A 26,702-nucleotide genomic window follows, 5' to 3' on the forward strand; every position below is an offset into this window, starting at 1 on the left:
GCGGGCAGGCCGGCTACCCTGGCACGTGTCGCGCGATGAATGAGTGATTATTCGCCCCCGGCGCGGGGCAGAAGGAGACGAGATGAGTTCTGCGCACACCTGCGCACGGGCCGATGACGAAGTCGCCGGCGTCCGCATTCCCCGGACGCCGATGGCGATCGACGCCGCCGAAGCGGCATGCGCGTCGCTACCGCAGGTGATCACCGATCACGCTTGCCGGGTGTTCGTCCTCGCGTCGCTGGCTGCGCGCCGGGCAGGCGAGACACTCGATGCGGATGCGCTGTACGTGGCCGCGATGTACGCGAACATGGGACTGAGCACCGCGTATGGCCGCTCGACCGAGCGCTACGAGCTCGACAGCGCCGATGCCGCGCAGGCGTTCCTGCTGCGCCATCAGACGTCGCAGCGCATGCGCGACGACGTGTGGCGCGCGATCGCACTGCATACGACGCCCGGCGTGGCCGCGCGCATGTCGCCGCTCGCGCGTGCGCTGGCGTCCGCCGTAGCGACCGACCTGATGGCAACCGACTTCGACGCGTATTCGGCCGACGAGCGGCGGGCGTTGCTCGCCGCGTATCCGCGCGGCGACGGGTTCGGTGACGCGTTTCTCGACGCGATCGCACGCGGGGTCGCGCACCGGCCGGCGACGACGTTCGGCACGTGGAGCGCGGATGTGCTCGAGCGGGCCGATCCGGATTTTCACCGGCCGAATTTCTGCGGACGCGTGCTGGGCGCGCGCTGGAAAGACGCCTGAAGGGTTTGTTCCGGACGATCCGGCCGGCTTCGTCGGCCGTCGGGGCGGCCCGGCGATTGTCGCGCCGGGCGGCCGCCGGTGCGGTCGCCGCCATACCAGCCGACTCCAATAACGCAAAGCAGTTTCTACGAGTTCTGCGGATGCAACTCGAGAAGGAAACGAAGCAACTGGAGTTGCTCGGCGTAGCGCGACATGCGGGCGCAAGACGTTGACGATGGCAGTCGCATTGCCGGTCGCTTCAAGTACCACATGATCGGTGGCACGCAGTTTTACCGCAAAGCGTTCCAGTTCATTGCGTCGTAACCCGGTGCGGCCGCTTGCGTGCAGGGTGCCATCCTCCAGGTATGCGGTCTCTGCAACGGAGCGCCCATCTAGCCCAAACCCGGCACAATCCCATCGATCCATCCATCCAGCAAGCCAGGCGATGCGATGCCGCGGGAAATCACGCGCCTGTCGCGTCGGGGTTCCATCGTCCGAGGAAATCCCGGACGGGTAAACACCGATTCGCGATCCGCGCCGGAGACATGTCCTGCCGGCTATAATTTATCAACCGATAAGTATCGAGGAGGAGGAACGTGAGACGTTTCCGTCTCGAAGCTATCGGGAACGTTCCTGTTCGTGATCACGGGTGAACCGGCGAGACGCCGGGAGTCTCGCCGGCGTCCATGGCATCGAAGTTCGGCTTCCATCATCGACTGCCTTGATGCCGGCTGAGGCAGGTGGTCCAGTGACACGTCAGCAATACAAGGCGTCTGTCGCATAAGCGATATTGTTCGGATTACGTATAAATAACAGAAAGCATCCGTTCGCTTTCGACTGAGTCTGGATCGGTCTGTCTAATTTTTCAGTCAAACAAGAGAGGGGATATGTCGATCGCGAGAACAGCATGGATAGTCGCGGCCGTTTTGCCGCTCGGATGGGCGTGTGGCGCGTCTGCGCAAAGCAGCGTGACGTTGTACGGGATCGTCAATCCCGACGTGGTATTCGTCAGCAACGCGCAGTCCGGCAGAGTGGCGGGGGCGCTTCGCGGCGACCGGCAGGTATCGCTTCAGGACGCCACGACGTCGGCCTACGTCGGCAGCAGATTCGGTATTCGCGGACGGGAAGACCTCGGCGCCGGAACCTTTGCGGTGTTCACGCTGGAGAACGGCTTCAGTGTCGCAAATGGTTCGCTCGGGCAGGGCGGCGCACTGTTCGGCCGCCAGGCGTTCGTCGGCGTGTCGAACGAGCGGCTCGGCAGCGTTACGCTCGGCCGTCAGTATTCGCCGGTGATCGACTATCTCGCGCCGCTCACGACGGTCACGCAGTGGGGCGGATTCATCACCGCGCATCCGGACGACATCGACGATCTGGGCCTGACGGTGCGGCAGAACAATGCGGTCAAGATCGCGACGCCCGTCTGGCACGGATTGTCGGCCGCCGCGATGTATGAGTTCGGCGGTGTCGCGGGTCACACGGGCCAGAATCAGGTCATTGCGGCCGGGGCGGGCTATGTGGGCGGTCCGCTGCGGATCGGCGTCGGTTATCTCAACGCGTCCGCGCCGAACGTGTCGATGTGGGGCGGACAGCCGAACGGCGGCGGCAGCGCGGTGAACAATATCGGTTCGTTCGGGTCGGCAACGGCGCCGCAGCGCAACCCCGTGATGGCCGGTTACGCGTCGGCGAGTCGAGAGGAAACGATCGGCGCGGGCGCGAGCTATGCGCTCGGCAATGCGACAATCGGCGCGGCCTATACGAACACTCGCTTCGTCGGGCTGGGTTCGGACTCGGGGCCCAATCCGCGCGGTTATGCAGGCAGCGCGAGCTTCAATACGGTCGAACTCAACGGCAGCTATCGTATCGGCGCTGCCGTATCGCTCGGCGCATCGTATTCGTACACGCTCGCACGCGGGCCGGACGCGATCGGCGCGCATTACAACCAGGTCAACGCCGGTGTGCATTATGCGCTGTCGAAACGTACGGACGTCTACATGATCGCGGTCTATCAGCGTGCGTCCGGCACCGATTCGCTCGGGCAGCCTGCGGTTGCATCGATCAACGGAATGACGCCGTCTGCTTCGCGCCAACAGTTCGTGGATGCCGTAGGGATGGCGCACCGCTTTTGATATACGTGCCACCCACGCCCGCCGGTTCCGCAGCGACGTTTAAGAACATTTCAGGCGGGGTGCGGCGCCGGTGCGGCTAACATCGGATCGTACGCGCCGGCGAACAGTGTGCATGCGGCCGCCGAGCGTTTTCGACACGAACGAGAGTCACATCATGCATATCGATCTTTCCGGCAAGCTCGCCGTCGTCAGCGGCTCGACGGCCGGCATCGGGCTCGCGATCGCGACGGGGCTGGCCGCGTCGGGGGCGAAGACGATCGTCAACGGCCGGACGCCGGCAAGCGTCGATGCGGCGCTCGCCACGATTCGCGCAAGCGTCGCGAATGCTCAGGTCGACGGCCACGTTGGCGATCTCGGTACGCGTGCGGCATGCGATGCCCTCGTCACGACGTTTCCCGCGGTGAACATTCTGGTCAACAACGTCGGCTTCTATGCGCCGGGCACGATCTTCAGCACGGACGACGACGCATGGGAACGCTACTTCCTCGTCAACGTAATGTCCGGCGTGCGGATTACGCGCGGTTATCTGAAAGGCATGATGGCGCGCGGCTGGGGGCGTGTGGTGTTCGTGTCGTCGGAGTCGGCGTTGAACGTTCCGCCGGACATGCTGGCCTACGGCTTCTCGAAGACCGCGCAGCTGAGCATCGCACGCGGCATCGCGAAGCAGGCGGCCGGCAGCGGCGTGACCGTGAACGCGGTCCTGCCGGGGCCGACGCTGTCGGACGGCTTCCGCTCGATGGTCGAGGCGACGGCGGCGCGACAGGGCAAGTCGGTCGAGCAGTTCGGCATCGATTTCGTGCGCGCGCATCGGGGCAGTTCGATTCTCCGGCGGCCGATCACGCCGGAGGAGGTGGCGAACCTGGTCGTCTACGTGTGCTCTCCGCAGGCGTCGGCGACCACGGGCGCCGCGTTGCGGGTCGACGGCGGCGTGGTGGAGAGCATTGCGTGATCGAACGATGCGGCGCGCGCGGCCGGTGGCCGGTCACGCGCGTCCCATGATCCGGGTGCCGAGCGAGATGCCGAGTTCGGACAGCGAAGCGTTGGTCGTGAGCTGAAGCCCTTCCCAGCGCAGCAGCGCGGCGTCGAACGCGGGACCGCGCGCGACGCCGCGCAGCGCCACCGCAAGACCGACCGCGTTCTCCGCCGCTTTCGCGACGCCGGCGGCCGTGTGCGGCCGCACGAGGCAGGCCGCGTCGCCGAGCAGCACCGCGCGGCCGAACGCCATGCGCTCGACCTCAAGATCGAGGATCGCCTGCGCGAACGGTGCCTGCGTCGCGTCGACGAGCGCGGCGAGCGTCGGCGCAAGCAACCGCTCGCCGTCCTCCACGAGTTCGAGCCGGTTGTCGTCGCGCATTGCGCCGGGCGGCAGCGAGCCATCGCGCTGTGTGCCGTCCTGCGCGAGAAACAGCGACGGCACGCGATCCGCTGCGAGCCGCCGGTACCAGACCCAGTTCACGCGCCGTCTGCCCGGTTCGATCGCGCCGTCGCGGCCGGGCACGAGGTAGGTCAGGAACAGATGCGCGTCGCCTTGCTGGAACGTGAACCGATCGCGCAGCACCTGCAGCACCGAGTCGGGAAGCAGGTGCTCGTCGACGAGCCCGCGCCACGCGACATAGCCCGCATACGCGGGCCGTGCATCGGGCAGCAGTTGCGCGCGGACGCTCGAGCGACCGCCGTCCGCGCCGACCAGCAGGTCGGCATGCTCGACGCGCCCGTCCGCGAAATGCGCGATCACGCCGTCGCCGTCCTGTTCGAACCGCTCGAACGATACGCCGGCGTGCACGACGCCGGCGGGCAGCGCGCGCTTCAGGGCCGTGTAGATCACGTTCCATGCGGTCTGCGTTTGCGGCATGTAAAGGCGTTGCACGACCCGGTCGTGTTCGTCGAGATAGATCCGGTCGCCGGAATCGACGCCCGCATCGCGCGGCACGGGCACGCCGCCGAATGCGAACGCGCGCTCGATCGGCGCTTGCAGCACGATGCCGCCGCCGCGGCTGTCGAGGTCGTTCGGCGATTGCTCGAAGACCTTGACGCGCCATCCGGCCGCGCGCAGCGCGGTCGCCGTGAAAAGGCCGCCCACCGATCCGCCGATGACGAGCGCCAACGGGCCTGAAACGTCGCTCATGATGCCTTCCTCCGATGAGCCGTGATGGGTGCGGCGATTCAACCTTCCCAGTGCTTCAGGAAGTCGAGCAGCAGCGCATTCACGCGCTCCGGCTGCTCTTCCTGCGGCAGGTGCCCGCACTGCGCGATCGGTTCGGCACGCAGGTTCGTCGCCATGCCTTCCCACACGGATTTCATGTCGAACATCTTGCCGACCGCATAGAAATCCTCGCCCCAGAGCGCCATGGTCGGGCACGCGATCCTGACGTCCGCGTCGACGAGATCCTGCTTCACGTCCTCCGCGTTCGCACGATAGTCGGCCAATGCGCCGCGCACCGCGCCCGGGCGCCGATACGCACGCACGTAGGTGTCGAATGCGTCACCGGAGATCGCATGCGGGTTGTAGCACCAGTCGGAGAAGAAGTGGCTGAGCCACTCGGCTTCCTTGCCGGCGATCAGCGCTTCGGGCAGGTCCGGCACCTGGTGGAACAGGAAGAACCAGTACGCGCGCGCCGTTTGCGCGGTCATGTTCTGCGCGACGATGCGCGTCGGCACGTTGTCCATCACGACGAGCCGATCGACACGCTCGGGGAAGTCCTTCGAGAAACGCGTCGCGACGCGCGCGCCGCGATCGTGCCCGACGAGTGCGATGCGGCCGATGCCCAGTGTGTCGAGCAGCCCGGCGATGTCGCGCGCCATGTTGCGTTTGTCGTAACCGGCGGCCGGCTTGTCGGTTTCGCCGTAGCCGCGCAGATCGGGCGCGATCACGCGGTAGCGCTGCGCCAGCGCGGGGATCTGGAAACGCCACGCGAAGCTGGTTTCCGGGAAACCGTGCAGCAGGACGACGACGGGCCCGCTGCCGGCATCGACGTAGTGCTGGCGAATGCCGTTTGCGGTGACGGTGTGATGGGTGATCGAAGGCGTGACGGTGGTCATGTTGGGGGGCCTGTTCGGGTTGAGCTGCGCGCAGCGGGGGCATGCGTAAATGCCTTTCGAGGATAGGTGAAGCACCCGGCGCGACGGATGAATTGTTCTGAATTTGTCTTGTGCTGCCGCGCGCACGGCCGATATCGATCGCTTCACGACGACTTCACAACGATTAAGTTGTCGCCGGGGTGCCGGCGACCTCTAATCCACGTGTGAATCGCGCCGCATGCGGCGTACAAGGAGCCCGAGCGTGAAAATGCCAGATGTCGATTCGACTGTCGTCGAGCGGCGCGCGACGATCGCCCGCGATCTACGTGCGATCGTCGGGGACGAATGGGTGCTCGACAGCGAAGCGGAGCGGCGCCCGTACGAGTGCGACGGCCTCACCGCATACAGCGCATTGCCGCTGCTGGTCGTGCTGCCCGAAACGACTGCACAGGTGAGCCGCGTGCTCGCCTATTGCCATGCGGTACACGTCAAGGTCGTGCCGCGCGGATCGGGTACGTCGCTGTCCGGCGGCGCGCTGCCGCTCGAGGATGCCGTCCTGCTCGGCACGGCCCGGATGAACGGGATCCTAGAAGTCGACGCGGCGAATCGCGTGGCGCGTGTGCAGCCGGGCGTGCAGAACGTCCGGGTGACCGAGGCCGTGCGTTCGCTCGGGCTGTGCTACATGCCGGACCCATCGAGCCAGGCGATTTCGACGATCGGCGGCAACGTGGCCGAGAATTCGGGCGGCGTGCATTGCCTGAAATACGGCGTCACGTCGAATCACGTCACCGGGATGGAAATCGTGCTGATGACGGGCGAGGTGCTCACGCTGGGCGGCGCGTTCGTCGGCGGCGCCGACGGCGAGTTCGATCTGTGCGGCGCGCTGATCGGCTCCGAAGGCCTGCTCGCGGTCGTGACCGAGATCGTGGTGCGCCTGACGCCGGAGCCGCCGCTGGCGCGCGTGCTGTCGCTTGGTTTTGCCGACGTCGAGCCGGCGAGCCGCTGCGTCGGCGCGATCATCGCTCACGGGATCGTGCCGGCCGGGCTTGAATTCGTCGATCGCAAGGTGATCGGCGCGGTCGCGTCGCTGCTCGGCGAGCTGCCGCCGCCGGGCGTCGAGGCATTGCTGCTGTGCGAACTGGACGGCACCGAAAGCGAAGTGGACGCGCTGGCTGCGGAGGTTGAGCGCATCGCGCGCGACGCCGGCGTCGTGGACCTGCGGATCAGCCGCACCGAGGCCGAGCGCGAGCAGCTGTGGCGTGCGCGCAAGCTCGCCTTCGGCGCGATGGGCAAGGTGGCGCGCGATATCTACGTGACCGACGGCACGATTCCCCGCGGCCGGCTCGCCGAAATCCTGAGCCGCATCGACAGCCTGTCGAAGCGGCACGGTCTCGACTACGCGAACTGCTTTCATGCCGGCGATGGCAACTTGCATCCGATGGTGCTGTTCGATTCGGCGAAACCCGGTGACCTCGAGAAAGCCGAGGCATTCGGCGCCGACATCCTGCGCGCGTGCGTCGATCTCGGCGGGGTGCTGAGCGGTGAGCACGGCATCGGCGTCGAGAAGCGCGACCTGATGCCTTACCAGTTCGAGCCAAACGACCTCGAGCAGCAGCAGCGGCTCAAGTGTGCGTTCGATCCCGACGAGTTGCTCAATCCGGGCAAGGTGTTTCCGACGCCGTGCCGTTGCGTCGAACTCGGCCGTCTGCGGATGCGCGACGGCAATATGCGGTTCGCCGATGTTCCCCGCTTCTAGGAGGAAGACATGCACGTGACCGACGATCGCACGACGCAGGTGCGCATCTGCCCGCGCGACGCGGCGCAACTCGTCGACGCCGTCGCCGATGCCAACCGTGATGGCCACTCGTTCGAAATCGTTGGTGGCGGCACCAAGCGCGGGTTCGGCGAGCCGGTGCACGCGCACGCGCTGCTCGATCTGTCTGACCTGTCCGGCATCGACTTCTACGAACCCGAGGAACTCGTGATCAAGGTGCGCGCCGGCACGCCGGTCGAGACGGTGCGCGCGGCGCTGGCCGAACATCGGCAGCAGCTCGCATTCGAGCCGCCGGACTACGGCCCGTTGTTCGGCGGCGAACCGGCGCGTGGCACGATCGGCGGCGTCGTCGCCTGCAATCTGGCCGGGCCGCGGCGCGTGCTGTCGGGCGCCGTGCGCGACGCGGTGCTCGGCGTGGAAGGGGTGAACGGTCGAGGAGAGGCGTTCAAGGCCGGCGGACGCACCGTGAAGAATGTGACCGGCTACGACGTGCCGCGCCTGATCACGGGGTCGTTCGGCACGCTGGCCGCGCTGACGGCGGTCACGCTGAAGCTGCAGCCCGCGTGGCCGGACGAAGTCACGCTGCTGGTCGACGGGCTCGACGACGGCGCGGCGACCGGCCTGCTCGCGGACGCGTTGCGGTTGCCGTTCGAGGTCAGCGCCGCCGCGCATGTCGGCGGCCTGCGGCGCGATACGTCGACCACGTCGACGACGGCGTTGCGGCTGGAAGGCCCCGGCGCATCGGTGGCGGCGCGCGGGGCGGAACTCGCGAAGCGGGTCGGCCGCTCGCTGGCGATCCGCACGATCGACGGCGACGCGAGTCGTGCGTTCTGGCGCGCGTTGCGCGACCTGCGGGCGTTCGCGGACGATCGCGACGCATGTATCTGGCGCCTGATGCTGCCTGGCACGCAGGCCGCACGCGTGGTCGCGGCGGTGGGCGGCGATGCAATCTACGACTGGGGCGGCAGCCTCGTCTTCGTGCGCACCGACGCGGCCGCCGTCGCGGCCCAGGCGGCGTCGCTCAGGCAGGCCGTCGCGGCGGCCGGTGGGCACGCGTGCCTGTTTCGGGCGCCGGCGGCGCTGCGGCGCACGGTCGGTGCGTTCCATCCACGTCCGGCCAACCTGCGCGCACTCGGCGAACGCGTGCGCGGCATGTTCGATCCGAACCGCGTGCTCAATCCGGGCCGGCTCGACCCCATCGACACGGGAGCAGCGTGACATGAGAACCCGCATTGGCGACGCGGCACTGGCCGACCCCGACATCGCACTGTCCAACGACATTATCCGCACCTGCGTGCATTGCGGCACGTGCCTGTCGCATTGCCCGACCTATCAGGTCCGTCACGACGAGAACGACAGCCCGCGCGGCCGCATCGTGCTGATGCGCAACATGTATGAGTCGGGCGGCGCACCGGACCCGAAGACGGTCGAGCATCTCGATCGCTGCCTGACGTGCCTCGCGTGCGAGGCGATCTGCCCGTCGGACGTCCAGTATTCGAAGCTGATCGCGCACGGTCGCGAATACGTCGAGACCCATTTCCGCCGGCCGCCGGTGCAGCGCACGATCCGTCGTGCGCTGACCGTGCTGATTCCGAGCCAGCGGTTGTTTCGCGCCGCGCTCGTCGCCGGCCGGCTGTTCCGCCCGCTGCGTTCGGCATTCGGCGGCACGTTGCGCGCGATGCTGGAGATGGCGCCCGCGGTGCCGTTGCCGGTGGAGAGCCCGGTCGACCGCCCGCAGGTGTTTCCGGCACAGGGACCGCGTCGCGCACGGGTCAGCCTGCTGAACGGCTGTGTGCAGACGGTGCTCGACCCCGCGATCAACGAAGCGACCATCCGGTTGTTGCAGCGGCACGGCGTCGAAGTCGTCATCGCGCGCGGTGCGGGATGCTGCGGTGCGCCGGCGGAGCACATGGGGCGCGAGGCGCAGGCGCTGCCGCTGGTGAAGGCGAACATCGATGCGTGGCTGCGCGAGGCAGACCGGCCGGCGGGGCTCGACGCGATCATCGTCAACACGTCGGGATGCGGGACGTCGCTCAAGGCGTACGGTCACGCGCTGCGGCTCGATTCGGCCTGGAAAGACAAGGCGGCGCGCGTCAGCGCGCTCGCGAAGGACATTTCCGAATTCATGGTCCAGCTCGGCTTGCAGGCACCGGTCATCCGGCCGGGGCTGCGGGTCGTCTATCACGCGGCGTGCTCGATGCAGCACGGTCAGCGGATCGTGCATCCGCCGCTCGACCTGCTGCGCGACGCGGGGTTCGACGTCGTCCAGCCGTCGGACAGCTTCATGTGCTGCGGATCGGCCGGTGTCTACAACCTGCTGCAGCCCGAGATCGCGGGCGAGCTGAAGCGGCGCAAGGTCGCGGCGATGCGTGCGACGGTCGCCGAGGTTGCAGCGGCCGGCAATATCGGTTGCATGACGCAACTGGCCGGCGCGGTCGGCATCCCGTTCGTGCACACCGTGCAATTGCTCGACTGGGCAACGGGCGGGCCGGTGCCCGACGCGTTGCGCGACATCGTCGCGGCGCGCCGCACGCGCGATGCCGAGTAACGGCTGCCCGACAGCGTGACGAAAGAGGGCGCGCCGCCGCTTCCGGCGGCGGCCTGCCCGACTCGAATATTGACGAGTAACCGACGTCGTCCTGGACGTCGAACAAGGAGCGTGCCATGCGATTTGCAGTGTATGAACAAGGCGGACGCCGCGGCCTGGCCGTGGAGCACAACGGGCACTGGGCCGGGCTGACCGCCGGGGACACCGCCTATCCGGGCGATCTGGATGCGTTGCTCGCGCAGGGCGCTGATCTTGCCGAGGTGGGCGCGTGTCTCGCGCGCGGCGCGCCGGTCGATCTCGAGGCGGTGCGCGTGTTGCCGCCGTTCGGACGGCCCGGAAAGATCATCTGTGTCGGATTGAACTACCTCGACCACTCGACCGAGACCGGGTTTGCGAAGCAGACCTATCCGACCGTGTTCGCGCGTTTTGCGTCGAGCCTGATCGGCCACGGCGACCCGATCGCGCTGCCGGTGCAGTCGTCGCAGCTCGACTACGAGGGCGAGCTGGTGGCGGTGATCGGCAAGGGTGGACGCGGCATCGAGCGCAAGCGGGCGCTCGATCACGTCGCCGGCTATTCGCTATTCAACGACGCGACGCTGCGGGATTACCAGTTCCGCACGCCGCAGTGGACGATGGGCAAGAACTTCGACGGGACCGGCGCATTCGGGCCATGGTTCGTCACGGCCGATGAACTGCCGCGCGGCTGCAAGGGGCTGAAGATCCAGACGCGCCTGAATGGCGTGATCGTGCAGGAGGCGTCGACGTCGGACATGATTTTCGATGTCGAGACGCTGGTCGCGTTGGTGAGCGACGTGATGACGCTGCAGGCCGGCGACGTGATCGTCACGGGCACGCCCGCTGGTATCGGGATGGCGCGCGAACCGCAGCTCTGGATGAAGGCCGGCGACGTGTGCGAAGTCGAGATCGAGCGGCTCGGCGTGTTGCGCAATCCCGTCGCGCCCGCGGCTGCGGTGCGACGCGACGCGTAGCAGTCGCGCGTGACGCGCCCGCCGCGAGCTGCTTCAGCGCGGCGGGCGTGCCGTGCAGAAACGCGTCGATCAGCCGCTCGATTTCGGTGTCGAGATCGTCGGGCACCGCCGCGGCGCCCGATCACGTGCATGCTGGGGGCGCGCTGGAACGACGCCTGAAGGTGTCGCCCCAGCGCGCCGCCGCTCAGGCGGTCCGGCCCGCCACGTCGTGACGCGCATAGTCGACGTATCCCGCGCGGTCGCCGCCATACCAGCCGACCGTCTTCGGCGTCGCGAGCGGCGCATTCGCCGCGAGGCGTTCGACGAGATCCGGGTTGGCGATGTACGCGCGCGCGAAGGCGACGAGATCGGCGTCGCCCGCATCGATCAGCGCATTCGCGGCATCCGGCGCGATGCCGCCGTTGACGATCAGCGTGCCGCCGAAGTGCTTGCGCGTGTTCTCGACGATGCGCGGCAGGTCGGGCTCGCCGCTCCAGCCGTTGGTGTCTGCCGCGTGCACGTAGGCGACGCCGGCTTCGTCGAGCATGCGGCCGACGTACGCATACGTCGCATCCGGATTGGCGTCGCGCACGTTGTTGTACTTCGCGTACGGTGAGATGCGCACGCCCACCCGGTCGAGCGGCATCACGCCGCCGACCGCATCGACGATTTCCTCGAGAAAGCGCGCGCGGTTCGCGACCGAGCCGCCGTAACGATCGTCGCGGCGGTTCAGCGTCGACGACAGGAACTGGTGCGGCAGGTAGCCGTTGGCCGCGTGGATCTCGACGCCGTCGAAGCCGGCTGCCATCGCGCGGACGGCTGCCTGGCGGAATTCGCCGACCGTCGCGGCGACTTCGTCCGTCGTCATCGCGCGCGACGGCGTCGCGTGAATCTTCGTGTAATAGCCGTTCTGCAATTGCGCCCACACCTGCAAGTGCTCGAGATCGTCGTTGACGCCGGACGGCGACAGCGGCGCATCGCCGCCGAGCAGCGTCAGCGAACTGACCCGGCCGCCGTGCCACAGCTGCGCGAAGATGCGGCCGCCGTTCGCATGGACCGCGTCCGTGATCTGCTTCCAGCCGGCCGCCTGCTCGTCGGTGACGAGCCCCGGCGTCAGTTCGAACGCCGCGGAGGCCGGGCTGACGTTGGTCGCTTCGGTCACGATCAGGCCGGCGGACGCGCGTTGCGCGTAGTATTCGGCCATGAGTCCGGTCGGCTGGCCGCGCGACGGCGCGCGCGAGCGCGTCATCGGGCCCATCACGACACGATTGGGAAGCGGCAGGCCGCGCAGATCGTAGTGGCTGAGCAGGGAAGACATGATGGATTCCTTTTGCGTGGAGCAGGGCGGCGGTGCGTATCGTCCGACGGGCCCTGCGGAAAGTTCGGTTGGGATGCCGGTGACGTGCCGGCAGCGTTCCGGCGCGCGAACGGCCCGGGCGGGATTCGCGCGTGAACCGGTGCCGGCGCTGGTTCAGGCTTGTGCGTGGCGTTCGGCGTGCGGACGCCCGATCACGAGGTAGTGAGCAAGCGCAATGATCGGGAACGCGCCGGCGACGGCGGCGACGAGCGGCCAGCCGCCATGCTCGTACAGCGGGCTCGCGAGCGCGGAGCCGACCGCGCCGCCGACGAAGATGCTCGTCATGTACAGCGCGTTCAGGCGGTTGCGGCTCGCCGCATGCAGCGCGTAGATCTCGCGCTGGCCGAGCACCATGTTCATCTGCACTGCGAAATCGAGCACGATGCCCGTGACGACGAGGCCATACAGGCCGGCGCCGTGGATCAGCGCAACCGCGTACGACAGCGTGCCGGCGACCAGCGCGATCAGCGTTGCCCGCACGGTATGACCGGCATCCGCGAGGCGGCCCGCGACCGGCGCCGACGTCGCGCCGATCGCACCGACGAGCGCGAACAGGCCGATGGCCGATTGGGACAGCCCGTAGTGACGCGTCAGCTCGACGGGCACGGCGGTCCAGAACAGGCTGAACGACGCGAACATCAGGCCCTGGTAGAACGCGCGATGGCGCAGCACCGGCATCGTGCGGACCAGATGCAGCAGCGAGCCGATCAGTTCGAAGTAGGTTGCGCGATGATCGGGCTGGCGCGACGGGATCGTCAGCGCGAGCACGGCCGTCACGAGCGTCATCAGCACGGCGGCGGCCGCGAACACGAAGCGCCAGCCGAACGCATCGGCCACCACGCTCGACAGCGGGCGCGCGAGCAGGATGCCGAGCAGCAGCCCGCTCATGATCGTGCCGACCACGCGGCCGCGCGAATGGTCCGGCGCGAGGTGCGCGGCGAGCGGCACCAGGATCTGGACGGCAACCGAGCTGAAGCCGACCAGCAGCGAAATCGCGAGGAACAGCCCGGGCGTCTGGACGACCGCGGCGGCCGCGAGGCTCGCGATCGACACGACGGCCGTGACGATCATCAGCTTGCGGTTCTCGAGCAGGTCGCCGAGCGGCACGATGAAGAACAGGCCGAGCGCGTAGCCGATCTGCGTCAGCGACACGATGAGGCTCGCGGTTCCGCCGGACATGTGCAGGCTCGGCGCGATGAGTTCGGTGATCGGCTGCGCGTAGTACAGGTTCGCGACGATCGCGCCGCAACTGAACGCGAACAGCAGGATGAGGCCCTGCGTGAGCTTGGTCGCGTGCCCGTGGGCCGCAACCGGGGTGGATTCTGCTGACATGGTCGACTCCTTGAAAAGTGAGGTCGGGTGCCCGTTCATCGGGCGGCGCTACGATTGCCGTCGCGGCGAAACGGACGCCGCTGCATTGCCGTCAAGATTATTGATCGATCGATAACAAGGGAATACGTCCGGGGCGCAATCGAGCATTGCGCGCCACGCAAAGGGGGCAGATCGTGGGCGGGTTCATGCGCGGGCGCCGAGGCCGAGATCGGTCGCGAACCGCACGCCGGCGTCGGCGAGACCGCCGCCGGGGTCGGGCAACGGCCGGTCGCGGCACTCGTGGACGACGACATCGTGGCCGATGCAATTCAGCGTGACGGCGGCGGCCAGGCCGGCGATGGAACCGCCGGCGATCGCGATCTTCATGATGCGCCTCTCGAAACGGGCCTCCGGCGCGGATGTCGCGGATCGCGAAGCCCGATGAGAGCAGTCTGGATCGAGCGGACTGAATAGTCCTAAACCGCGTCTTAATTCACTTGATTCATGCGGTGCGCGCGGCGGCGCGGACGATCGGTTTCAACGGCGGGTTTCGACGACCGGCTTCAACCGCGCTTGCCCTGCAGCGTCGGAATCTGCGCGAACAGCCCCGCGAGCCAGTCGACGAAGACCTTGAGCTTGACCGGCGTATGCCGATTGGGCGGATACAGGATCGAGATCGGCCGGGGTGGCGTGTTGAAATCGGTCAGCACCTCGCGCAGGCGCCCCGATTGCAGATACGGCTCGACCAGGTAGAGCGAGGTCTTGATCAGGCCGATGCCCGCGACGCCGGCTGCGATGTAGGTGTCGGCGTCGTTGACCGCGACCGTGCCGCACATCTGGATGATCCGCGTTTCGCCGTCGACGACGTAGTCCCAGGACCGCGGGCGGCCCGTATCGGCCGAGATGTGGCTGACCGCGACGTGCTGCGCGAGATCGTCCACCGTCTCGGGTGCGCCGCATCGCTCGAGATACGCGGGGGCCGCGCACGTGCAGGTCGTCAGGCTGCCGATCCGTTTCGCAACCAACCCCGAATCGTCGAGCGCGCCGATCCGCACGACGCAATCGACACCCTCGCCGACGAGATCGATCTGGCGATCGGTCACGCCGAGTTCGATCGAGATGCCGGGATGGGCGGCGAGAAACTCGGGCAGGGCGGGCACCATGATCTGCTTGGCCATGGCCGGCGGCAGGTTCACTTTCAGCCGGCCGCGCGGCACGTTGCGCGCCTGCGAGACGGCCGCTTCCATGTCGTCGATCTCGCGCAGCACGCCGACGCAGCGTTCGTAATAGGCCTGCCCGTCCTCGGTCAGCGAAATCCGGCGCGTCGTCCGGTTCAGCAGCCGGCAGCCGAGATGCTGTTCGAGCGTGCTCAGCAGCGCGGACACGCGCGGCGTCGTGAGTCCGGTCGTGTCCGACGCGCGCGTGAAGCTGCCCGTCTCGACGATGCGCGTAAACACGCGCATCGAAAGCAAGGTATCCATCGTTCAGAAATCTCCAGCCTGTTTGTCGCCCGCGCCGGTTCGTGCCGGCGCGATTTGTTGTGGTCGTGTGATGCCGCTACGCGTCGATGCGTTTCCTGAGCCCTTCACCGGCAAACGGCATTTCGCGCAGGCGCTGGCCGGTCGCGTCGAAGATCGCGTTGGCCAGCGCGCCCGCGGTCGGCCCCATCGACGCCTCGGCCGCGCCGAGGAACGGTGCGCCCGGACGATTGACCAGATGCACCTTGATGCTTTGCGGTGCGGCGTCGAAGCGGAGAATCGGATAGCTGCTCCAGTCGAAGCTGCGCACGCGTTGCGTATCGTATTTCAATGCCTCGTACAGCGTCCAGCTCGCGGACTGGATGATGCCACCCTCGATCTGGTTGCGAATGCCGTCGGGCGATACGATCTGGCCGGCGTCGACGGCCGCTTCCGCACGTTCGAGCGTCACCTGGCCGGTTTCCGGGACGACCGACACCTCGACCGCGATCGCCACGTAGGCCATCAGGTTCTTGTATTTGCCGAACGCAAAGCCGACGCCGCGATTGCGTGCACGCGGCGGCCGCGGCCAGCCGAATTTGGTGGCGGCGAGCTGGATCACCTGGCTCGCGCGGTGATCCTGCATGTGGCGCAGCCTGAATTCGACCGGATCGACGCCGGCGGCGTGCGCCAGCTCGTCCATGAAGCTTTCGATCGCCCAGACGTTCGTGTGCGCGCCGAGCGAGCGCATCGCCGACGTCTGCAGGGGCATCGTCGGCGAGAAGTTGTTGACGATGTGCATGTTCGGCAGTGCGTACAGCGGAATCGCGTTGCGATCGCCGCCGCCCTCGGGCTGCAGCATCGGCGTCGACGGCGCGGAGACGAACGGCGGCTCGAGCATGCGTGCGGGCAGCAGCCGGCCGGCATTGACGATGCGCTCGTTGTGCGAGCTGCTCCACAGCGCGTAGTTCCAGTCGACGATGCGGCCGCTCGCGTCGAGCGACGCGCTGAGCTCGGTGACCATCGCCGGCGTGAAGTGGTCCCACGTATGTTCCTGCTCGCGCATCCACTGGACGCGAATCGGCTTGCCGGGCATCGCGGCCGCGATCAGCGCCGCATGCGCGGCCGCGTCGTCCGCACCGTTGTGTCCGTAGCAGCCGGAGCCCTCGGTGTGGATGCAGCGCACGTTCGCCTTCGGCATCGACAGCATCTCGGCGAGCGCGTCGCGCAGCGGATAAACGCCCTGCGAGTGGGTCCACACGGTCAGTGTGCCGTTCTCGAGATGGGCGACCGAGCAGGACGGCCCGATCGAGCCGTGCAGCAGATAGTTCTTCAGGAACGTGGCGGAGAGCGTCTTCGTCGCCGGCGCGGCTTGCGCATGCGTGTTGGCGATCTCGATGCGCTGTGTCGCGATCCGCTTCAGGTCCGCGTGGACCGTCGCGCGATCGGGCAGCGCCCGGCCGGGCGACCAGCGGCAGCCGGCGGACAGCGCGCGCTGCGCGACGACCGCCTGCCATTCGCCCTGCGCGACGACCGCGAGCATGCTGCCGTTGCGCACGATCCGCACGACACCGGGCATCTTCAGGATCGCGGCTTCGTCGAACGACAGCAGTTTCGCGTCGTACACCGGCGGCATCACGACGCGTGCATGCAGCATGCCGGGCAGGTCCATGTCCTGCACGTAGCTGACGCCGCCCGTGACCTTGTTCGGAATGTCCACGCGCGGCAGCGACGTGCCGATCACGGCGAACGTGGCCGGCGGTTTCAGCGGCGACGTCGGCGTGGCGTTGCGGTGCAGGTCGACGGTGCGCACCGCGTCGGCGTAGCGCATCGTGCGGCCGTCCGGCGCCTTGATGACGGCATCGGCGACGGTCAGCGTGCGCGGATCGACGCCGAACTGTTTCGCGGCGCCGTCGACCAGCAGCCCGCGCACCTGCGCGGCGGCGTTCAGCAACGCGGAGCCGCTGTCCGCCATCGTGTGGCTGCCGGCCGTCAGGCCTTCGTCGGGCGACGCGCCGGTGTCGGCGGTCAGGAACGTGATCAGCGAGGGCTTCATGTTCAGCTCCTCGGCGGCCACCTGCAGCAATGCGGTGCGCACGCCGGTGCCGAGCTCGACCTTGCCGGTAAACACGGTGACCTTGCCGTCGGGCGCGATCTTGATCCACGCGTCCAGCAGCGGGTTGGTCTTCAGGCTGCCGGCCAGCGTTTCGGTGGCCTTGGCGACGTGGACGGCGGCGCCTTCGTCCGCGATCACGACCTCGGCGAGCGCGCGCGCGGCCGGCGCGAGGGTGAACGCGACGAAGAGCGCACCGGAAACCATGAAGTGCCGGCGGCCTTCGTCGATGTCGTCGGGTGCGTTCATCAGATTTCCTTGTTGATCATGACGGGCGCCGCAGACGGTTCCGGCTCCGGCAGCCCGGCGACCTGGCGCACGGCCGCCAGGATCCGCATGTGGGTGCCGCAACGGCACAGGTTCGGTTCCATGTGCGTGCGCAGCTCGCGTTCGGTCGGCTTCGGGTTGCGTTCGAGCAGCGCCTGCGCGCGCATGATCATGCCCGCGATGCAATAACCGCACTGCGCCGCCTGATGATCGATGAACGCCTGCTGAAGCTTGCCCGGATGCTCTGCGGTGCCGAGGCTTTCGATGGTCCTGACGCGGCGCTCGCCGATCGCGGCGACCGGGATCAGGCACGAGAACATCGGCTTGTCGTCGACGATCACGGTGCACGCGCCGCATTGCCCGAGGCCGCAGCCGAACTTCGCGCCGTGCAGGTGCAGGTCGTTGCGCAGCGCGTAAAGCAGCGGCGTGGATGGATCGATGTCGAGCGTGTGCCGAACGCCATTCACGGTGAGGGTGATCATTGCGTGCGGTCCTCCTTTCTGAGCTTCGCGGCGAGGGTATCGATGCCGCTCCACGCGGGGCGATCGGAGTACGTCTCGCGGATGTATGCGGCGAGGTCCGCGATCTGCGCGTCGTCGTACTGGTCGATGTAGGACGGCATGTAGTTCAGCGTGTCCTCGCCATGCCAGCCGATCCCGTTGAACATCATCTGGATCGCGTTGCGCGGCGTGTCGGCGGCGATCGCCGTGCTGAACGCGAGCGTCGGCCGCTCGCCGATCGACTGCATCGGCGATGCCGGCCCGTGGCACTGCGCGCACGACGCCTGGAACAGCACCGCGCCGCGCTGGCCGGCAGGTGTCGTCGCATGGCGTTCGGCGGCGGTCGTCGCGGGCCGTGCGGCGGCCGGCTTCTGGATCGACAGGATATAGGCCGCGATGGCCTCGACATCCTCGACCGGCACCGTCGCGAGATCGCGCGTGACGGGCAGCATCGGTCCGGCGGCTGCGCCATGCTCGCTCGCGCGGCCGGTGCGCAGGTACGTGACCAGTTGCGCTTGCGTCCACGGGTGGACCGCGTTGCCGAGCGTATTGAGCGGCGGGGCTTCCCAGCCGTCGACGATGCCGCCGTCGAACGCCTTGCCTGCTTCCTCGCCACCGATCGCGTTGAGCGGCGAATGGCACGACGCGCAGTGTCCGAGGCCGTCGACGAGCAGCTTGCCGCGATTCCATTGCGCGGATTGCGACGGGTCCGGCTGGTACGTGCCTTCGCGCAGGAACAGGATGTTCCAGAACGCGACCAGCGGCCGGAAGTTGAGCGGGAAGATCAGGTCGTTCGCTGGCGACTTCGCTTGAACCGGTTCGCGTGTCATCAGGTACGCGTATGCGGCCGCGATGTCCTGGTCGGACATCCGCGTGAAGTGAATGTACGGAAAGGCCGGGTAGAGCGGATGGCCGTCGCGGGCGATGCCGCTGCGCAGCGCGCGCGCGAAGGCGGCCTGCGACCAGCGGCCGATGCCCGTGTCGGCATCCGGCGTGATGTTGGTCGCGTAGATCGTGCCGAACGGCGTCGCGAGCGGCAGCCCGCCGGCGAACGGCTTGCCGTCCTTCGCGGTGTGGCAGACGACGCAGTCGCCCAGCGCGACCACGCGTGCGCCGGCCTTGATCAGTTGCGGATCGAACGACGCGCGGGCCGGCGGATCGATCGGCGCGATCGACGGCCGATACATGATGCCGATCGCGGCCGCCAGGCCGATGATCGCGATGCCTGCCGCGCTGAACCAGAGTCGTTTGTGCTTCATGCGCGCTCCATGCGGACCGGTTCATCCGGCGTCATTCGACAGGCGGGGCAATGGACGGCGCGTCGGCCGCGTGCGTTCTCGTGACGATTGCACGCGGTACCGCAGATCCGGTTGCCGAGTCGGACGGACCCACATGTGCGGCCCGGCGTGCGTGCGCTCGCGACGTGCGGTCCGGTCGGCGCCGCCGGCTGGCGGTGCGGCATCGCCGATCGATTCGGCCATGTCGGGCCTGCTCGGCGGCAGCGATTCGCGGCGGAGATCATGTCGTTACTCCAGGGATGGGGGCCGCGCGCGGGCCGTGGCCGGCGCGCTCGTTGGTGGAGGCAGTCTACGCGGGCGCCGACGCCATTTCCTGAAGCTGCGCTGAAACGTTCTGAACGGGCGCACGAACCGTTCCGGCGGTTGCGTTCATGCGTCAGCGCGACGTGCCGAGACCGAACGCCGCGGCAAGTTGCGGACCCTTGTCGAGCAACGACGTCACCTCCTCGCGCCGCCGCGTCGACCATTGCGCGAGGCGCTCGACGACGTCGGTCGCGTCCGCCGGCAGCGCTTCGGCGAGCGACACGGCATCGCTCGCCGCCTTCGACGTGCCGGACGCCGTATGGGGGCGCACGGTACAGGCCGCGTCGCCGATCAGCGCGACGCGGCCGTCGACGAAGCCGGGGCTCAATGCGTCGAAAATCGCCTGGTTGAATGGCGCGCGCGTCGCGAGCACCAGTTGTGACAGGGAGGCAGGCAGCCGTTCGACGGCGAGTTGCCGCAGCGTCGCGACGGTGTCGTCGGCAAGCTGCCCCGGATGCACGGACGCGTGATGAACGTTGCCGTTCCGATCGGTCAGGTGGCGGCGCAGCGCGTCGGGATCGGCTTCGTTGCGATACCACAGCCAGTTGAAGCGGCGCGCGCCTGGCGCGAGTGAGCCGTCGAGCGCGGGAATCAGGAACGCCATGAACAGCTCGCCCGGCGCCTTGTGCAGCGTCATGTTCTCGACCAGCGATGCGATCGCGGCGGCGTCGAAATCGGCTTCGTCGACGATGCCGCGCCACGCGAGGTAACCGGCAAACGATGGCGTATAGCCGGGGAAGATGCGCGCGCGCAGGTTCGAACCGGAACCGTCGGCGGCAATCAGCACGTCCGCGCGAATGCGTTCGTCGTCAACGTGCACGTCGACACCGTCCGCGTCCTGGTCGAAACCGGTGACCGTGCGGCCGTAGTGGATGCGCCCGCGCGGCAGCGTCTCGCACAGGGAGCGATAGACGGCGTCCCACGACGAGAACGGCAGCATCTCAGGTTCGTCGCGCGTGACGATGCCGTCGCGATCGATCCAGCGCCGCCGATGCGCCGGCACGCTGATCATCTGGCGGCAATGGCGTCCATGCTGTTCGAGAAACGACATCATGCGTCGCAGCACGGCGACGCCGCCGCCCTGGCCGCGCAGCGGCGTGCGCGAACGCTCGCAGACCGTGACGTCGTGCCCGATGCAATCGAGCGTCAGCGCGGCCGCGAGGCCGGCGATCGAACCGCCTGCAATGACTATCTTCATCGTGCGTGACTCCCGTGTTCGAAACGCGGTGTGCGTTGCAGGCCGGCTTTCGTGATGCGTGGCGTCGCACGCCAGTCCTCACGGTTCGCCGGATGATGCCATGTCCGGCAACGGGCTGCGCCGAGCGTGCAGGCGTCGTCCGACGCCCACGCAACGCCGGTCGGAACGTTCGCGCTAGATTCTCAGCAGCTTGCCCGCGTTGCCGCCGAGGATCATCGAACGCTGTTCCGCCGTCAGGTCGAGGCGGTCGAGAAAGCGGACCGGCTGCTCGTAACCCATGTCGAAACAGTAGTCGCTGCCGAGCACGAGCCGGTCGACCCCGACGTTCTCCATCAGGAAGTTCAGCACGGGGCCCGAATGAGACACCGTGTCGTAGCTGAAGCGCCGCAGATAGCTGCTGGGCTTTTGCGCGAGCCGGCGCGTTTCGGGGCGGGCGGTCCAGCCCGCGTCGAGGCGTCCGAAGAGGATCGGCAACGCGCCGCCCGCGTGCGGCAGCGTGACGTGCAGGGTCGGGTGGCGGTCGAGCACGCCGCCCAGGATCAGGTGCGAGCCCGCGATCGCCGTATCGAACGGATTGCCGAGCAGGTTGCTCAGGTAAAAATCGCCGAGCCGCGCGCCGCCGACCGTTTGCTGCGGATGCAGGAACACGGGCAGGCCCAGTTGCTCGATACGCGCGAACACCGGCGCGAACAGCGGATCGTCGAGATCGCGGTTGTCGATGTTGGTGCCCATGTACACCCCGCGCACGCCCGGCAACTGCGCCGCGCGCTCGAGTTCGTCGATCGCGTCGGTGGCGTTCAGCATCGGCAGCGTCGCGAGGACGACGAAACGCGTCGGGTGCCGTTGGTAGACGCGCGACGCGGCCGAATTCCAGTCGCGCGCGAGCTTCGCGTTGAACGGCCGGTCGCCCCAGTAGGCCATCGGCACGCTGAGCGACAGCGCCTGGACGTCGACGCCGGATGCGTCCATGTCCTTGAGCCGCTGGTCGACGTCGATGAACTTCATCGGCAGCGGCCCGAGGCCGCCGGCGGGCGTCCGGAACGTGAACGACGCATCGTCGCACGTGAACGCGCCGCCGAAGCGCTTGCCTTCGCCGCCGACCAGGTCGCAAAAGCTCTCCGGGTAGTAGTGCGCGTGGATGTCGATCGAACGGGGCCGGTGCGGCGGCACGGCGGCAGGTGCGCTCGCGGTGTCGGCCGCCGATGCGGGGCGTCCGGCGACGGCCGTACCGGCGAGCGCGGCAAACGCGCCGAGCAGGCGGCGCCGCGCCGGCGACATGCAGCAGGTGCAATTCAACATGGTGTCTCTCATGGGATGTCGATTTTTCGGTGCGTGCGGATCAGCCGCGTTGCGTCGCGCCCATTTCGCATGTGACGAGCTGCGTGTCGAACTGCGCGCGTTCTCGTTGCGCACGGGCCGAGCGATCGGTGACGGAGAACAGGACGACGCCGGCGAACGCCGCCGCCATCGAGAACAGTGCCGGATATTCGTACGGATAGACCGCATGCGCATGACCGAGCACCTGCACCCAGACGGTCGGGCTCAGCACGGTCAGCGTGACGGCGGTCGCGAGCCCGGTCAGGCCGCCCAGCACCGCGCCGCGCGTCGTCAGGCCGCGCCAGTAGATCGAGAGCAGCAGCACGGGAAAATTCGAGCTTGCCGCGATCGAGAACGTGAGGCTGACGATGAACGCGATGTTCTGCTTCTCGAACGCGATGCCGAGCAGGATCGCGAGCACGCCGAGTACCAGGGTCGTCCCGCGGGCCACGCGCATTTCCTCACGATCGGACGCCTGACCGCGACGCAGCACGTTCGCATAGAGGTCGTGCGAGATCGCCGACGAACCTGCGAGCGTCAGTCCGGCGACCACGGCCAGAATGGTCGAGAACGCGACCGCGCAGATGAAGCCGAGGAACACGTTGCCGCCGACCGCATGCGCGAGATGGATCGCCACCATGTTCGCGCCGCCCGTGATCGCGCCGGACGCGTCGTGGTATTGCGGGTCCGACGCCACGAGCGCGATGGTGCCGAAGCCGATGATGAGGATCAGCACGTAACCCGCGCCGACGATGCCGGTCGCATAGAGGATGCTCTTGCGGGCCGCCTTGACGTCGCCGACCGTGAAGAAGCGCATCAGGATGTGCGGCAGGCCCGCCGTGCCGAAGATCAGCGCGAGGCCGAGCGACACGGCCGAGACCGGATCGGATACCAGGCCGCCGGGGCGCATGATCGCCGCGTGTTTCGGATGGACGAGAATCGCCTGCGCGAACAGCGCATCGAGGCTGAAGCCGAAACGGCTCAGCACCATGATCGCCATGAAGGCCGCACCGGCGAGCAGCAGCACGGCCTTGATGATCTGGATCCAGGTCGTCGCCAGCATCCCGCCGAAGAACACGTAGACGACCATCAGCACGCCGACGAACAGCACCGCGACCGTGTAGTTCAGGCCGAACAGCAGCTCGACCAGCTTGCCCGCGCCGACCATCTGCGACACGAGATACAGCAGCACGATGACGATCGAGCTCGAGGCCGCGAACGCGCGGATCGGCCGTTGCCGGAGGCGATAGGACACGACGTCGGCGAGCGTGTACTTGCCGAGGTTGCGCAGCGGCTCGGCGATCAGGAACAGGATGATCGGCCAGCTCGCGAGGAAGCCGACCGAATAGATCAGGCCGTCGTAGCCGCTCGTGAACACCAGCGCGGAGATGCCGAGCAGCGACGCCGCCGACATGTAGTCGCCGGCGATCGCCCAGCCGTTCTGGAACGCGGTGATCTTGCCGCCCGCGGCGTAGTGGTCGGCCACGCTGTGGTTCTTGCGCGCGGCCCAGCGCGTGATGAAAAGCGTCGACGCGACGAACAGCAGGAACATGCCGATCGCGACGGGATTGTGCCCGTGCGCCAGCGTCGCGGGGCCGGCCGCGAATGCCGACGCCGTGCCGGCGGCGACGACGAAGAAGATCGATGCGAGGAGCAGGCGTTTCATTGATCGCCTCCGTGACGAATGGACGCGACGATCGTGTCGTATTCCGAATTGGCCCGATACACGTAAAGCGCGACCAGTGCGAACGTGACGACGAACATGCCGAACCCGATCGGGATGCCCCATGGCGTAGGCCGGCCCGGCACGATCGGCTGTCCGAGCAGCGTCGGCGAAAACGCCAGCGTCAGGATGAACGCGAAATAGAGGGTGAGCATGACGAGGGTCAGCGACCAGGCGAACAGCCTTCTGCGCCTGACGAGATCGCGAAAGCGGGCATCGCGCAGCAGCGGATGCGTGGCCTGCGCCGGCGCGTCCAGGTCGGGCGCGGTGCCGGCGGCAGCCGGAATGGGGTGGTTCACGGTGTCTCCTTTTGGTTTGGGTATCCGGGCCGGGCAACGGGCAGAGGGCGCCGCGCGTCGCGCACGCCGCGCCCGTGCCCGTGCCCGCTCAGAAATGCGGCGGAACGGCGGTTTCCCGCATCACGACTTCCGGCGTGCGATAGCGCTCGGCCATTGCGCGTTCGGTGTCGTTCTTCAGTTGCGCCTGCATGTAGGCGCCGAGGTGGCGCGCGTGCTGCACGATCGCGGCACCGAATGCCGTGCGCGTTTCGCTGTATTCGCACAGCGCGTCGAGTGTGTCGGTGCGCGTGGCGAGCGCCGTGACGAGCGCGAGCGCATCGCCGGCTGCCTTCGTGACACCCATTCCGCAATGCGGCCGAGCGACGAACGCGGCGTCGCCGAGCAGCGCGATCCGGCCGAACGCCATATTCGGCACTTCGAGGTCGTAGATCGGCTGGAACAGCGGTTGCGTCGCGCGCGCCACGACCTCGGCGAACTGCGGCGCAAGCAGCGCGTGCGCCGCGTCTTCCAGCTCGGCGAGGACATCGCGCCGGATCAGCGTCGGTGGAATGCCGCCCGCCCACAGCTTGCCGGTCTCGTCGGTCAGCAGGTTCGGCAGGTCGGACGCTTCGCGAGTCGCGCGATACCAGACGAAGTTGTAGCGGCGCTCGCCGGGTTTCGTGCTGTTGCCCTGGCCGGCGACCGGATAGCCGAGGATCTGCTCGTGCGGCGGCAGGCCGAACGCGAATTTATCGAACAGCGTCGCGTGGGTCGCGTCCGACAGGTCGGCTTCGTCGACCAGCCCGCGCCAGGCGACGTAGCCCGCGTACTGCAATTGCGCATCCGGCAGGAATTTCTCGCGGATCGCGGAGCGGAATCCGTCGGCCGCGATCACGAGATCGGCATGCACGATCGAGCCGTCGGACAGCGTGACCGATGCGCGATCCGGTCCGTCCGCGACATCGGTGACGACGCCGCCCGAGTGGTAATGCTGGTCGGGCAGCGCGGCGCGCAGCACGTGGTACATCTTGCTCCACGCGGTGAGCGTCTGCGGCAGCCTGCGTTCCGACTCCACGGTGCCGTCTGCGGCCAGCGTGATGCGCGATTCGACCTTCACGCCGATCGATGCGTCGATGCGCACGCCCGCGGCGAGCATCACGTCGAACAGTTCCGGGTGCGTGACGATGCCGGCGCCGCGGCCCGAGAGCGCCTCGGGCACGCGTTCGAACACATCCACGTCCCAGCCGTTGCGCAGCAGCAGATTCGCGGCAAACAGCCCGCCCAGCGAACCGCCGATGATGGCGGCCTTGCGATTCGTCGAAGTGCTGTTGTTCATGTCAGTCTCCACGGGAGTTGCCGGCCGATGCAGCGGCGGCGGGAAGTGTCAGGCCCGCGACTTCGGCGGCAGGGAAGTTGAGCTCGATCGTCACGCCGGACGGATCCTCGATGAAGACCTGGTGCAGCCCGAGGCCCGGCACCGTGCGGTCGCGCCACGCGACGTTTTCGGCACGCAGCGTGTCCCACATCGCCTCGACGCCGGTCGCGAGGAACGCGATGTGGTCGACGGTTCCGGTGCCCGTTGCGGGAAGATCCTTGTCGCCGAGATAGGCCGCGAGTCCGTCGGGGTTCGCCGGATCGACGCCGATGATGTGGACCGTGCCGAAATCGGCTTCGTCGCCGCCCTTGTAGAGCCATGCGCCGGGAAAGTCGAACGGCGGGCGATAGCCGCGTTTGAAGCCGAGCACACGTTCGTAGAAGCGGCACGATTTCTCGAGATCGAGCGTGCGGATCGAGTAGTGCGCGAGTCGGGATACTGGCATGGCGAACCTCTTGTTTATCGATAGATAAGTTATCGTTCGATAAATACTAGTCGAAAAAAGCGGTGAGAAGAAGCCGCAATCGAACCGTGTTAACCCTAGGCCAGAAACGGTGCCGGATGCCGGTGCACGGTGCGCTACGACGCGATCTCGCCGGCCATGACGTCGTCGGCATAGCACCAGACCCAGCGCTCGCCGGGTTCGATCGAACGCGCCAGTGGGTGAGTCGTTTCGTGGAAATGCCGGCTGGCGTGGCGATTCGGCGACGAGTCGCAACAGCCGACGTGCCCGCAAGTCAGGCACAGGCGCAAATGCACCCACCCGCTGCCCGACTTCACGCATTCCTCGCAGTAGTCCTTGTCGGTGGTCAGGATGCGTGCTTCACCGAGATGGGTGCAGGTCGTGGCCATCTTCCGCTCCAATGCCGGCGCCGGAGATCGCTCGCGGCGCGGCCGGCGCGAAGCTGCGAGCGGGGTTGGATACGGTTCATTGTGGACGGTCGCGTCGCGAGCGGACCTTAATTCTTGTTAAGCGTGTCGGCCGGAGGGCAGGGAGGACGTACAGTCACGAGTGCGGCCGGTGCGACATCCGGCCGG

General features: G+C 67.7%; 23 protein-coding genes. 7 read left to right on the plus strand and 16 right to left on the minus strand.

Features of this window, described 5'->3' with window-relative positions:
* Positions 1-82 precede the first annotated feature (82 nt).
* The 3 genes from DIE08_RS16270 (at position 83) to DIE08_RS16285 (ending at position 3,808) form a co-directional block, all read left to right on the plus strand.
* On the plus strand, positions 83-754 hold the full coding sequence (locus DIE08_RS16270) for a phosphohydrolase (RefSeq protein WP_124902505.1): 672 nt from the start codon (positions 83-85) through the stop codon (positions 752-754).
* Positions 755-1,620: 866 nt separating this feature from the next.
* On the plus strand, positions 1,621-2,859 hold the full coding sequence (locus DIE08_RS16280; RefSeq protein WP_124902506.1) for a porin: 1,239 nt from the start codon (positions 1,621-1,623) through the stop codon (positions 2,857-2,859).
* Between the two features lie 154 nt (positions 2,860-3,013).
* Positions 3,014-3,808: an SDR family NAD(P)-dependent oxidoreductase gene (locus DIE08_RS16285; RefSeq protein WP_124902507.1), complete on the plus strand. Its 795-nt coding sequence runs from the start codon at positions 3,014-3,016 to the stop codon at positions 3,806-3,808.
* A 33-nt stretch (positions 3,809-3,841) separates the two neighbouring features.
* On the opposite strand, the gene DIE08_RS16290 is transcribed toward DIE08_RS16285, so the two are convergent.
* Together DIE08_RS16290 and DIE08_RS16295 are read right to left on the minus strand one after the other, a co-directional pair.
* Positions 3,842-4,984, minus strand: a complete 1,143-nt coding sequence (locus DIE08_RS16290; RefSeq protein ID WP_124902508.1) for an FAD binding domain-containing protein — start codon at positions 4,982-4,984, stop codon at positions 3,842-3,844.
* A 38-nt stretch (positions 4,985-5,022) separates the two neighbouring features.
* Positions 5,023-5,898: an alpha/beta fold hydrolase gene (locus DIE08_RS16295; protein WP_124902509.1), complete on the minus strand. Its 876-nt coding sequence runs from the start codon at positions 5,896-5,898 to the stop codon at positions 5,023-5,025.
* Positions 5,899-6,145: 247 nt separating this feature from the next.
* On the opposite strand from DIE08_RS16295, the gene DIE08_RS16300 reads away from it, so the two are divergent.
* From DIE08_RS16300 to DIE08_RS16315, 4 genes are all read left to right on the plus strand, one after another.
* Positions 6,146-7,633: an FAD-linked oxidase C-terminal domain-containing protein gene (locus DIE08_RS16300; protein WP_124902597.1), complete on the plus strand. Its 1,488-nt coding sequence runs from the start codon at positions 6,146-6,148 to the stop codon at positions 7,631-7,633.
* A 9-nt stretch (positions 7,634-7,642) separates the two neighbouring features.
* On the plus strand, positions 7,643-8,869 hold the full coding sequence (gene glcE, locus DIE08_RS16305) for a glycolate oxidase subunit GlcE (protein WP_124902510.1): 1,227 nt from the start codon (positions 7,643-7,645) through the stop codon (positions 8,867-8,869).
* 1 nt (position 8,870) lies between these two features.
* Positions 8,871-10,199 carry a glycolate oxidase subunit GlcF gene (glcF, locus tag DIE08_RS16310; protein ID WP_124902511.1) on the plus strand — a complete coding sequence of 443 codons (1,329 nt, stop codon included), beginning with the start codon at positions 8,871-8,873 and terminating at the stop codon, positions 10,197-10,199.
* 116 nt (positions 10,200-10,315) lie between these two features.
* Positions 10,316-11,188 (plus strand): fumarylacetoacetate hydrolase family protein, encoded by an 873-nt coding sequence (locus DIE08_RS16315; protein ID WP_124902512.1) that lies wholly within the window; start codon positions 10,316-10,318, stop codon positions 11,186-11,188.
* 184 nt (positions 11,189-11,372) lie between these two features.
* Here the strand turns inward: DIE08_RS16315 and DIE08_RS16325 are convergent, their stop codons facing one another.
* The 14 genes from DIE08_RS16325 to DIE08_RS16390 form a co-directional block, all read right to left on the minus strand.
* Positions 11,373-12,485, minus strand: a complete 1,113-nt coding sequence (locus tag DIE08_RS16325; RefSeq protein WP_124902513.1) for an alkene reductase — start codon at positions 12,483-12,485, stop codon at positions 11,373-11,375.
* Between the two features lie 153 nt (positions 12,486-12,638).
* On the minus strand, positions 12,639-13,856 hold the full coding sequence (locus DIE08_RS16330; protein WP_124902514.1) for an MFS transporter: 1,218 nt from the start codon (positions 13,854-13,856) through the stop codon (positions 12,639-12,641).
* Between the two features lie 183 nt (positions 13,857-14,039).
* Complete coding sequence (locus tag DIE08_RS16335; RefSeq protein WP_124902515.1) at positions 14,040-14,222, minus strand: hypothetical protein; 183 nt, start codon at positions 14,220-14,222, stop codon at positions 14,040-14,042.
* 176 nt (positions 14,223-14,398) lie between these two features.
* Positions 14,399-15,316 (minus strand): LysR family transcriptional regulator, encoded by a 918-nt coding sequence (locus DIE08_RS16340; RefSeq protein WP_059606109.1) that lies wholly within the window; start codon positions 15,314-15,316, stop codon positions 14,399-14,401.
* Positions 15,317-15,392: 76 nt separating this feature from the next.
* Positions 15,393-17,654, minus strand: coding sequence for a molybdopterin cofactor-binding domain-containing protein (locus DIE08_RS16345; RefSeq protein ID WP_124902516.1), 2,262 nt, complete (start codon positions 17,652-17,654; stop codon positions 15,393-15,395).
* Positions 17,654-18,154 (minus strand): (2Fe-2S)-binding protein, encoded by a 501-nt coding sequence (locus DIE08_RS16350; RefSeq protein ID WP_059606119.1) that lies wholly within the window; start codon positions 18,152-18,154, stop codon positions 17,654-17,656. Before DIE08_RS16350 ends, DIE08_RS16345 begins: the two co-directional genes overlap by 1 nt.
* Positions 18,151-19,431 (minus strand): cytochrome c, encoded by a 1,281-nt coding sequence (locus DIE08_RS16355; protein ID WP_124902517.1) that lies wholly within the window; start codon positions 19,429-19,431, stop codon positions 18,151-18,153. Before DIE08_RS16355 ends, DIE08_RS16350 begins: the two co-directional genes overlap by 4 nt.
* Before the next feature lie 415 nt (positions 19,432-19,846).
* Positions 19,847-20,971: an FAD-dependent monooxygenase gene (locus DIE08_RS16360; RefSeq protein ID WP_124902518.1), complete on the minus strand. Its 1,125-nt coding sequence runs from the start codon at positions 20,969-20,971 to the stop codon at positions 19,847-19,849.
* 174 nt (positions 20,972-21,145) lie between these two features.
* Positions 21,146-22,270: an amidohydrolase family protein gene (locus tag DIE08_RS16365; RefSeq protein WP_124902519.1), complete on the minus strand. Its 1,125-nt coding sequence runs from the start codon at positions 22,268-22,270 to the stop codon at positions 21,146-21,148.
* Between the two features lie 40 nt (positions 22,271-22,310).
* Positions 22,311-23,954: a cation acetate symporter gene (locus DIE08_RS16370; RefSeq protein ID WP_124902520.1), complete on the minus strand. Its 1,644-nt coding sequence runs from the start codon at positions 23,952-23,954 to the stop codon at positions 22,311-22,313.
* Positions 23,951-24,310, minus strand: coding sequence for a DUF485 domain-containing protein (locus DIE08_RS16375; protein WP_124902521.1), 360 nt, complete (start codon positions 24,308-24,310; stop codon positions 23,951-23,953). The genes DIE08_RS16370 and DIE08_RS16375 overlap by 4 nt, the downstream gene beginning before the upstream one ends.
* Before the next feature lie 88 nt (positions 24,311-24,398).
* Positions 24,399-25,625 carry an FAD binding domain-containing protein gene (locus DIE08_RS16380; protein WP_124902522.1) on the minus strand — a complete coding sequence of 409 codons (1,227 nt, stop codon included), beginning with the start codon at positions 25,623-25,625 and terminating at the stop codon, positions 24,399-24,401.
* A 1-nt stretch (position 25,626) separates the two neighbouring features.
* Positions 25,627-26,109 carry a VOC family protein gene (locus DIE08_RS16385; RefSeq protein ID WP_124902523.1) on the minus strand — a complete coding sequence of 161 codons (483 nt, stop codon included), beginning with the start codon at positions 26,107-26,109 and terminating at the stop codon, positions 25,627-25,629.
* Between the two features lie 134 nt (positions 26,110-26,243).
* Positions 26,244-26,516 carry a ubiquitin carboxyl-terminal hydrolase 14 gene (locus DIE08_RS16390; protein ID WP_059681426.1) on the minus strand — a complete coding sequence of 91 codons (273 nt, stop codon included), beginning with the start codon at positions 26,514-26,516 and terminating at the stop codon, positions 26,244-26,246.
* Between the last annotated feature and the right edge of the window lie 186 nt (positions 26,517-26,702).

Origin of the sequence: Burkholderia sp. Bp9004 (assembly GCF_003858025.1) — a bacterium.
GTDB lineage: Bacteria > Pseudomonadota > Gammaproteobacteria > Burkholderiales > Burkholderiaceae > Burkholderia > Burkholderia diffusa.

Coding starts and splice junctions, on each gene's coding strand:
- DIE08_RS16280 (WP_124902506.1), top strand. CDS start 1,621: ATGTCGATCGCGAGAACAGCATGGATAGTCGCGGCCGTTTTGCCGCTC.
- DIE08_RS16350 (WP_059606119.1), bottom strand. CDS start 18,154: ATGATCACCCTCACCGTGAATGGCGTTCGGCACACGCTCGACATCGAT.
- DIE08_RS16300 (WP_124902597.1), top strand. CDS start 6,146: ATGCCAGATGTCGATTCGACTGTCGTCGAGCGGCGCGCGACGATCGCC.
- DIE08_RS16340 (WP_059606109.1), bottom strand. CDS start 15,316: ATGGATACCTTGCTTTCGATGCGCGTGTTTACGCGCATCGTCGAGACG.
- DIE08_RS16325 (WP_124902513.1), bottom strand. CDS start 12,485: ATGTCTTCCCTGCTCAGCCACTACGATCTGCGCGGCCTGCCGCTTCCC.
- glcF (WP_124902511.1), top strand. CDS start 8,871: ATGAGAACCCGCATTGGCGACGCGGCACTGGCCGACCCCGACATCGCA.
- DIE08_RS16385 (WP_124902523.1), bottom strand. CDS start 26,109: ATGCCAGTATCCCGACTCGCGCACTACTCGATCCGCACGCTCGATCTC.
- DIE08_RS16380 (WP_124902522.1), bottom strand. CDS start 25,625: ATGAACAACAGCACTTCGACGAATCGCAAGGCCGCCATCATCGGCGGT.
- DIE08_RS16315 (WP_124902512.1), top strand. CDS start 10,316: ATGCGATTTGCAGTGTATGAACAAGGCGGACGCCGCGGCCTGGCCGTG.
- DIE08_RS16295 (WP_124902509.1), bottom strand. CDS start 5,898: ATGACCACCGTCACGCCTTCGATCACCCATCACACCGTCACCGCAAAC.
- DIE08_RS16345 (WP_124902516.1), bottom strand. CDS start 17,654: ATGAACGCACCCGACGACATCGACGAAGGCCGCCGGCACTTCATGGTT.
- DIE08_RS16360 (WP_124902518.1), bottom strand. CDS start 20,971: ATGAAGATAGTCATTGCAGGCGGTTCGATCGCCGGCCTCGCGGCCGCG.
- DIE08_RS16285 (WP_124902507.1), top strand. CDS start 3,014: ATGCATATCGATCTTTCCGGCAAGCTCGCCGTCGTCAGCGGCTCGACG.
- DIE08_RS16370 (WP_124902520.1), bottom strand. CDS start 23,954: ATGAAACGCCTGCTCCTCGCATCGATCTTCTTCGTCGTCGCCGCCGGC.
- DIE08_RS16355 (WP_124902517.1), bottom strand. CDS start 19,431: ATGAAGCACAAACGACTCTGGTTCAGCGCGGCAGGCATCGCGATCATC.
- glcE (WP_124902510.1), top strand. CDS start 7,643: ATGCACGTGACCGACGATCGCACGACGCAGGTGCGCATCTGCCCGCGC.
- DIE08_RS16270 (WP_124902505.1), top strand. CDS start 83: ATGAGTTCTGCGCACACCTGCGCACGGGCCGATGACGAAGTCGCCGGC.
- DIE08_RS16335 (WP_124902515.1), bottom strand. CDS start 14,222: ATGAAGATCGCGATCGCCGGCGGTTCCATCGCCGGCCTGGCCGCCGCC.
- DIE08_RS16330 (WP_124902514.1), bottom strand. CDS start 13,856: ATGTCAGCAGAATCCACCCCGGTTGCGGCCCACGGGCACGCGACCAAG.
- DIE08_RS16390 (WP_059681426.1), bottom strand. CDS start 26,516: ATGGCCACGACCTGCACCCATCTCGGTGAAGCACGCATCCTGACCACC.
- DIE08_RS16365 (WP_124902519.1), bottom strand. CDS start 22,270: ATGTTGAATTGCACCTGCTGCATGTCGCCGGCGCGGCGCCGCCTGCTC.
- DIE08_RS16290 (WP_124902508.1), bottom strand. CDS start 4,984: ATGAGCGACGTTTCAGGCCCGTTGGCGCTCGTCATCGGCGGATCGGTG.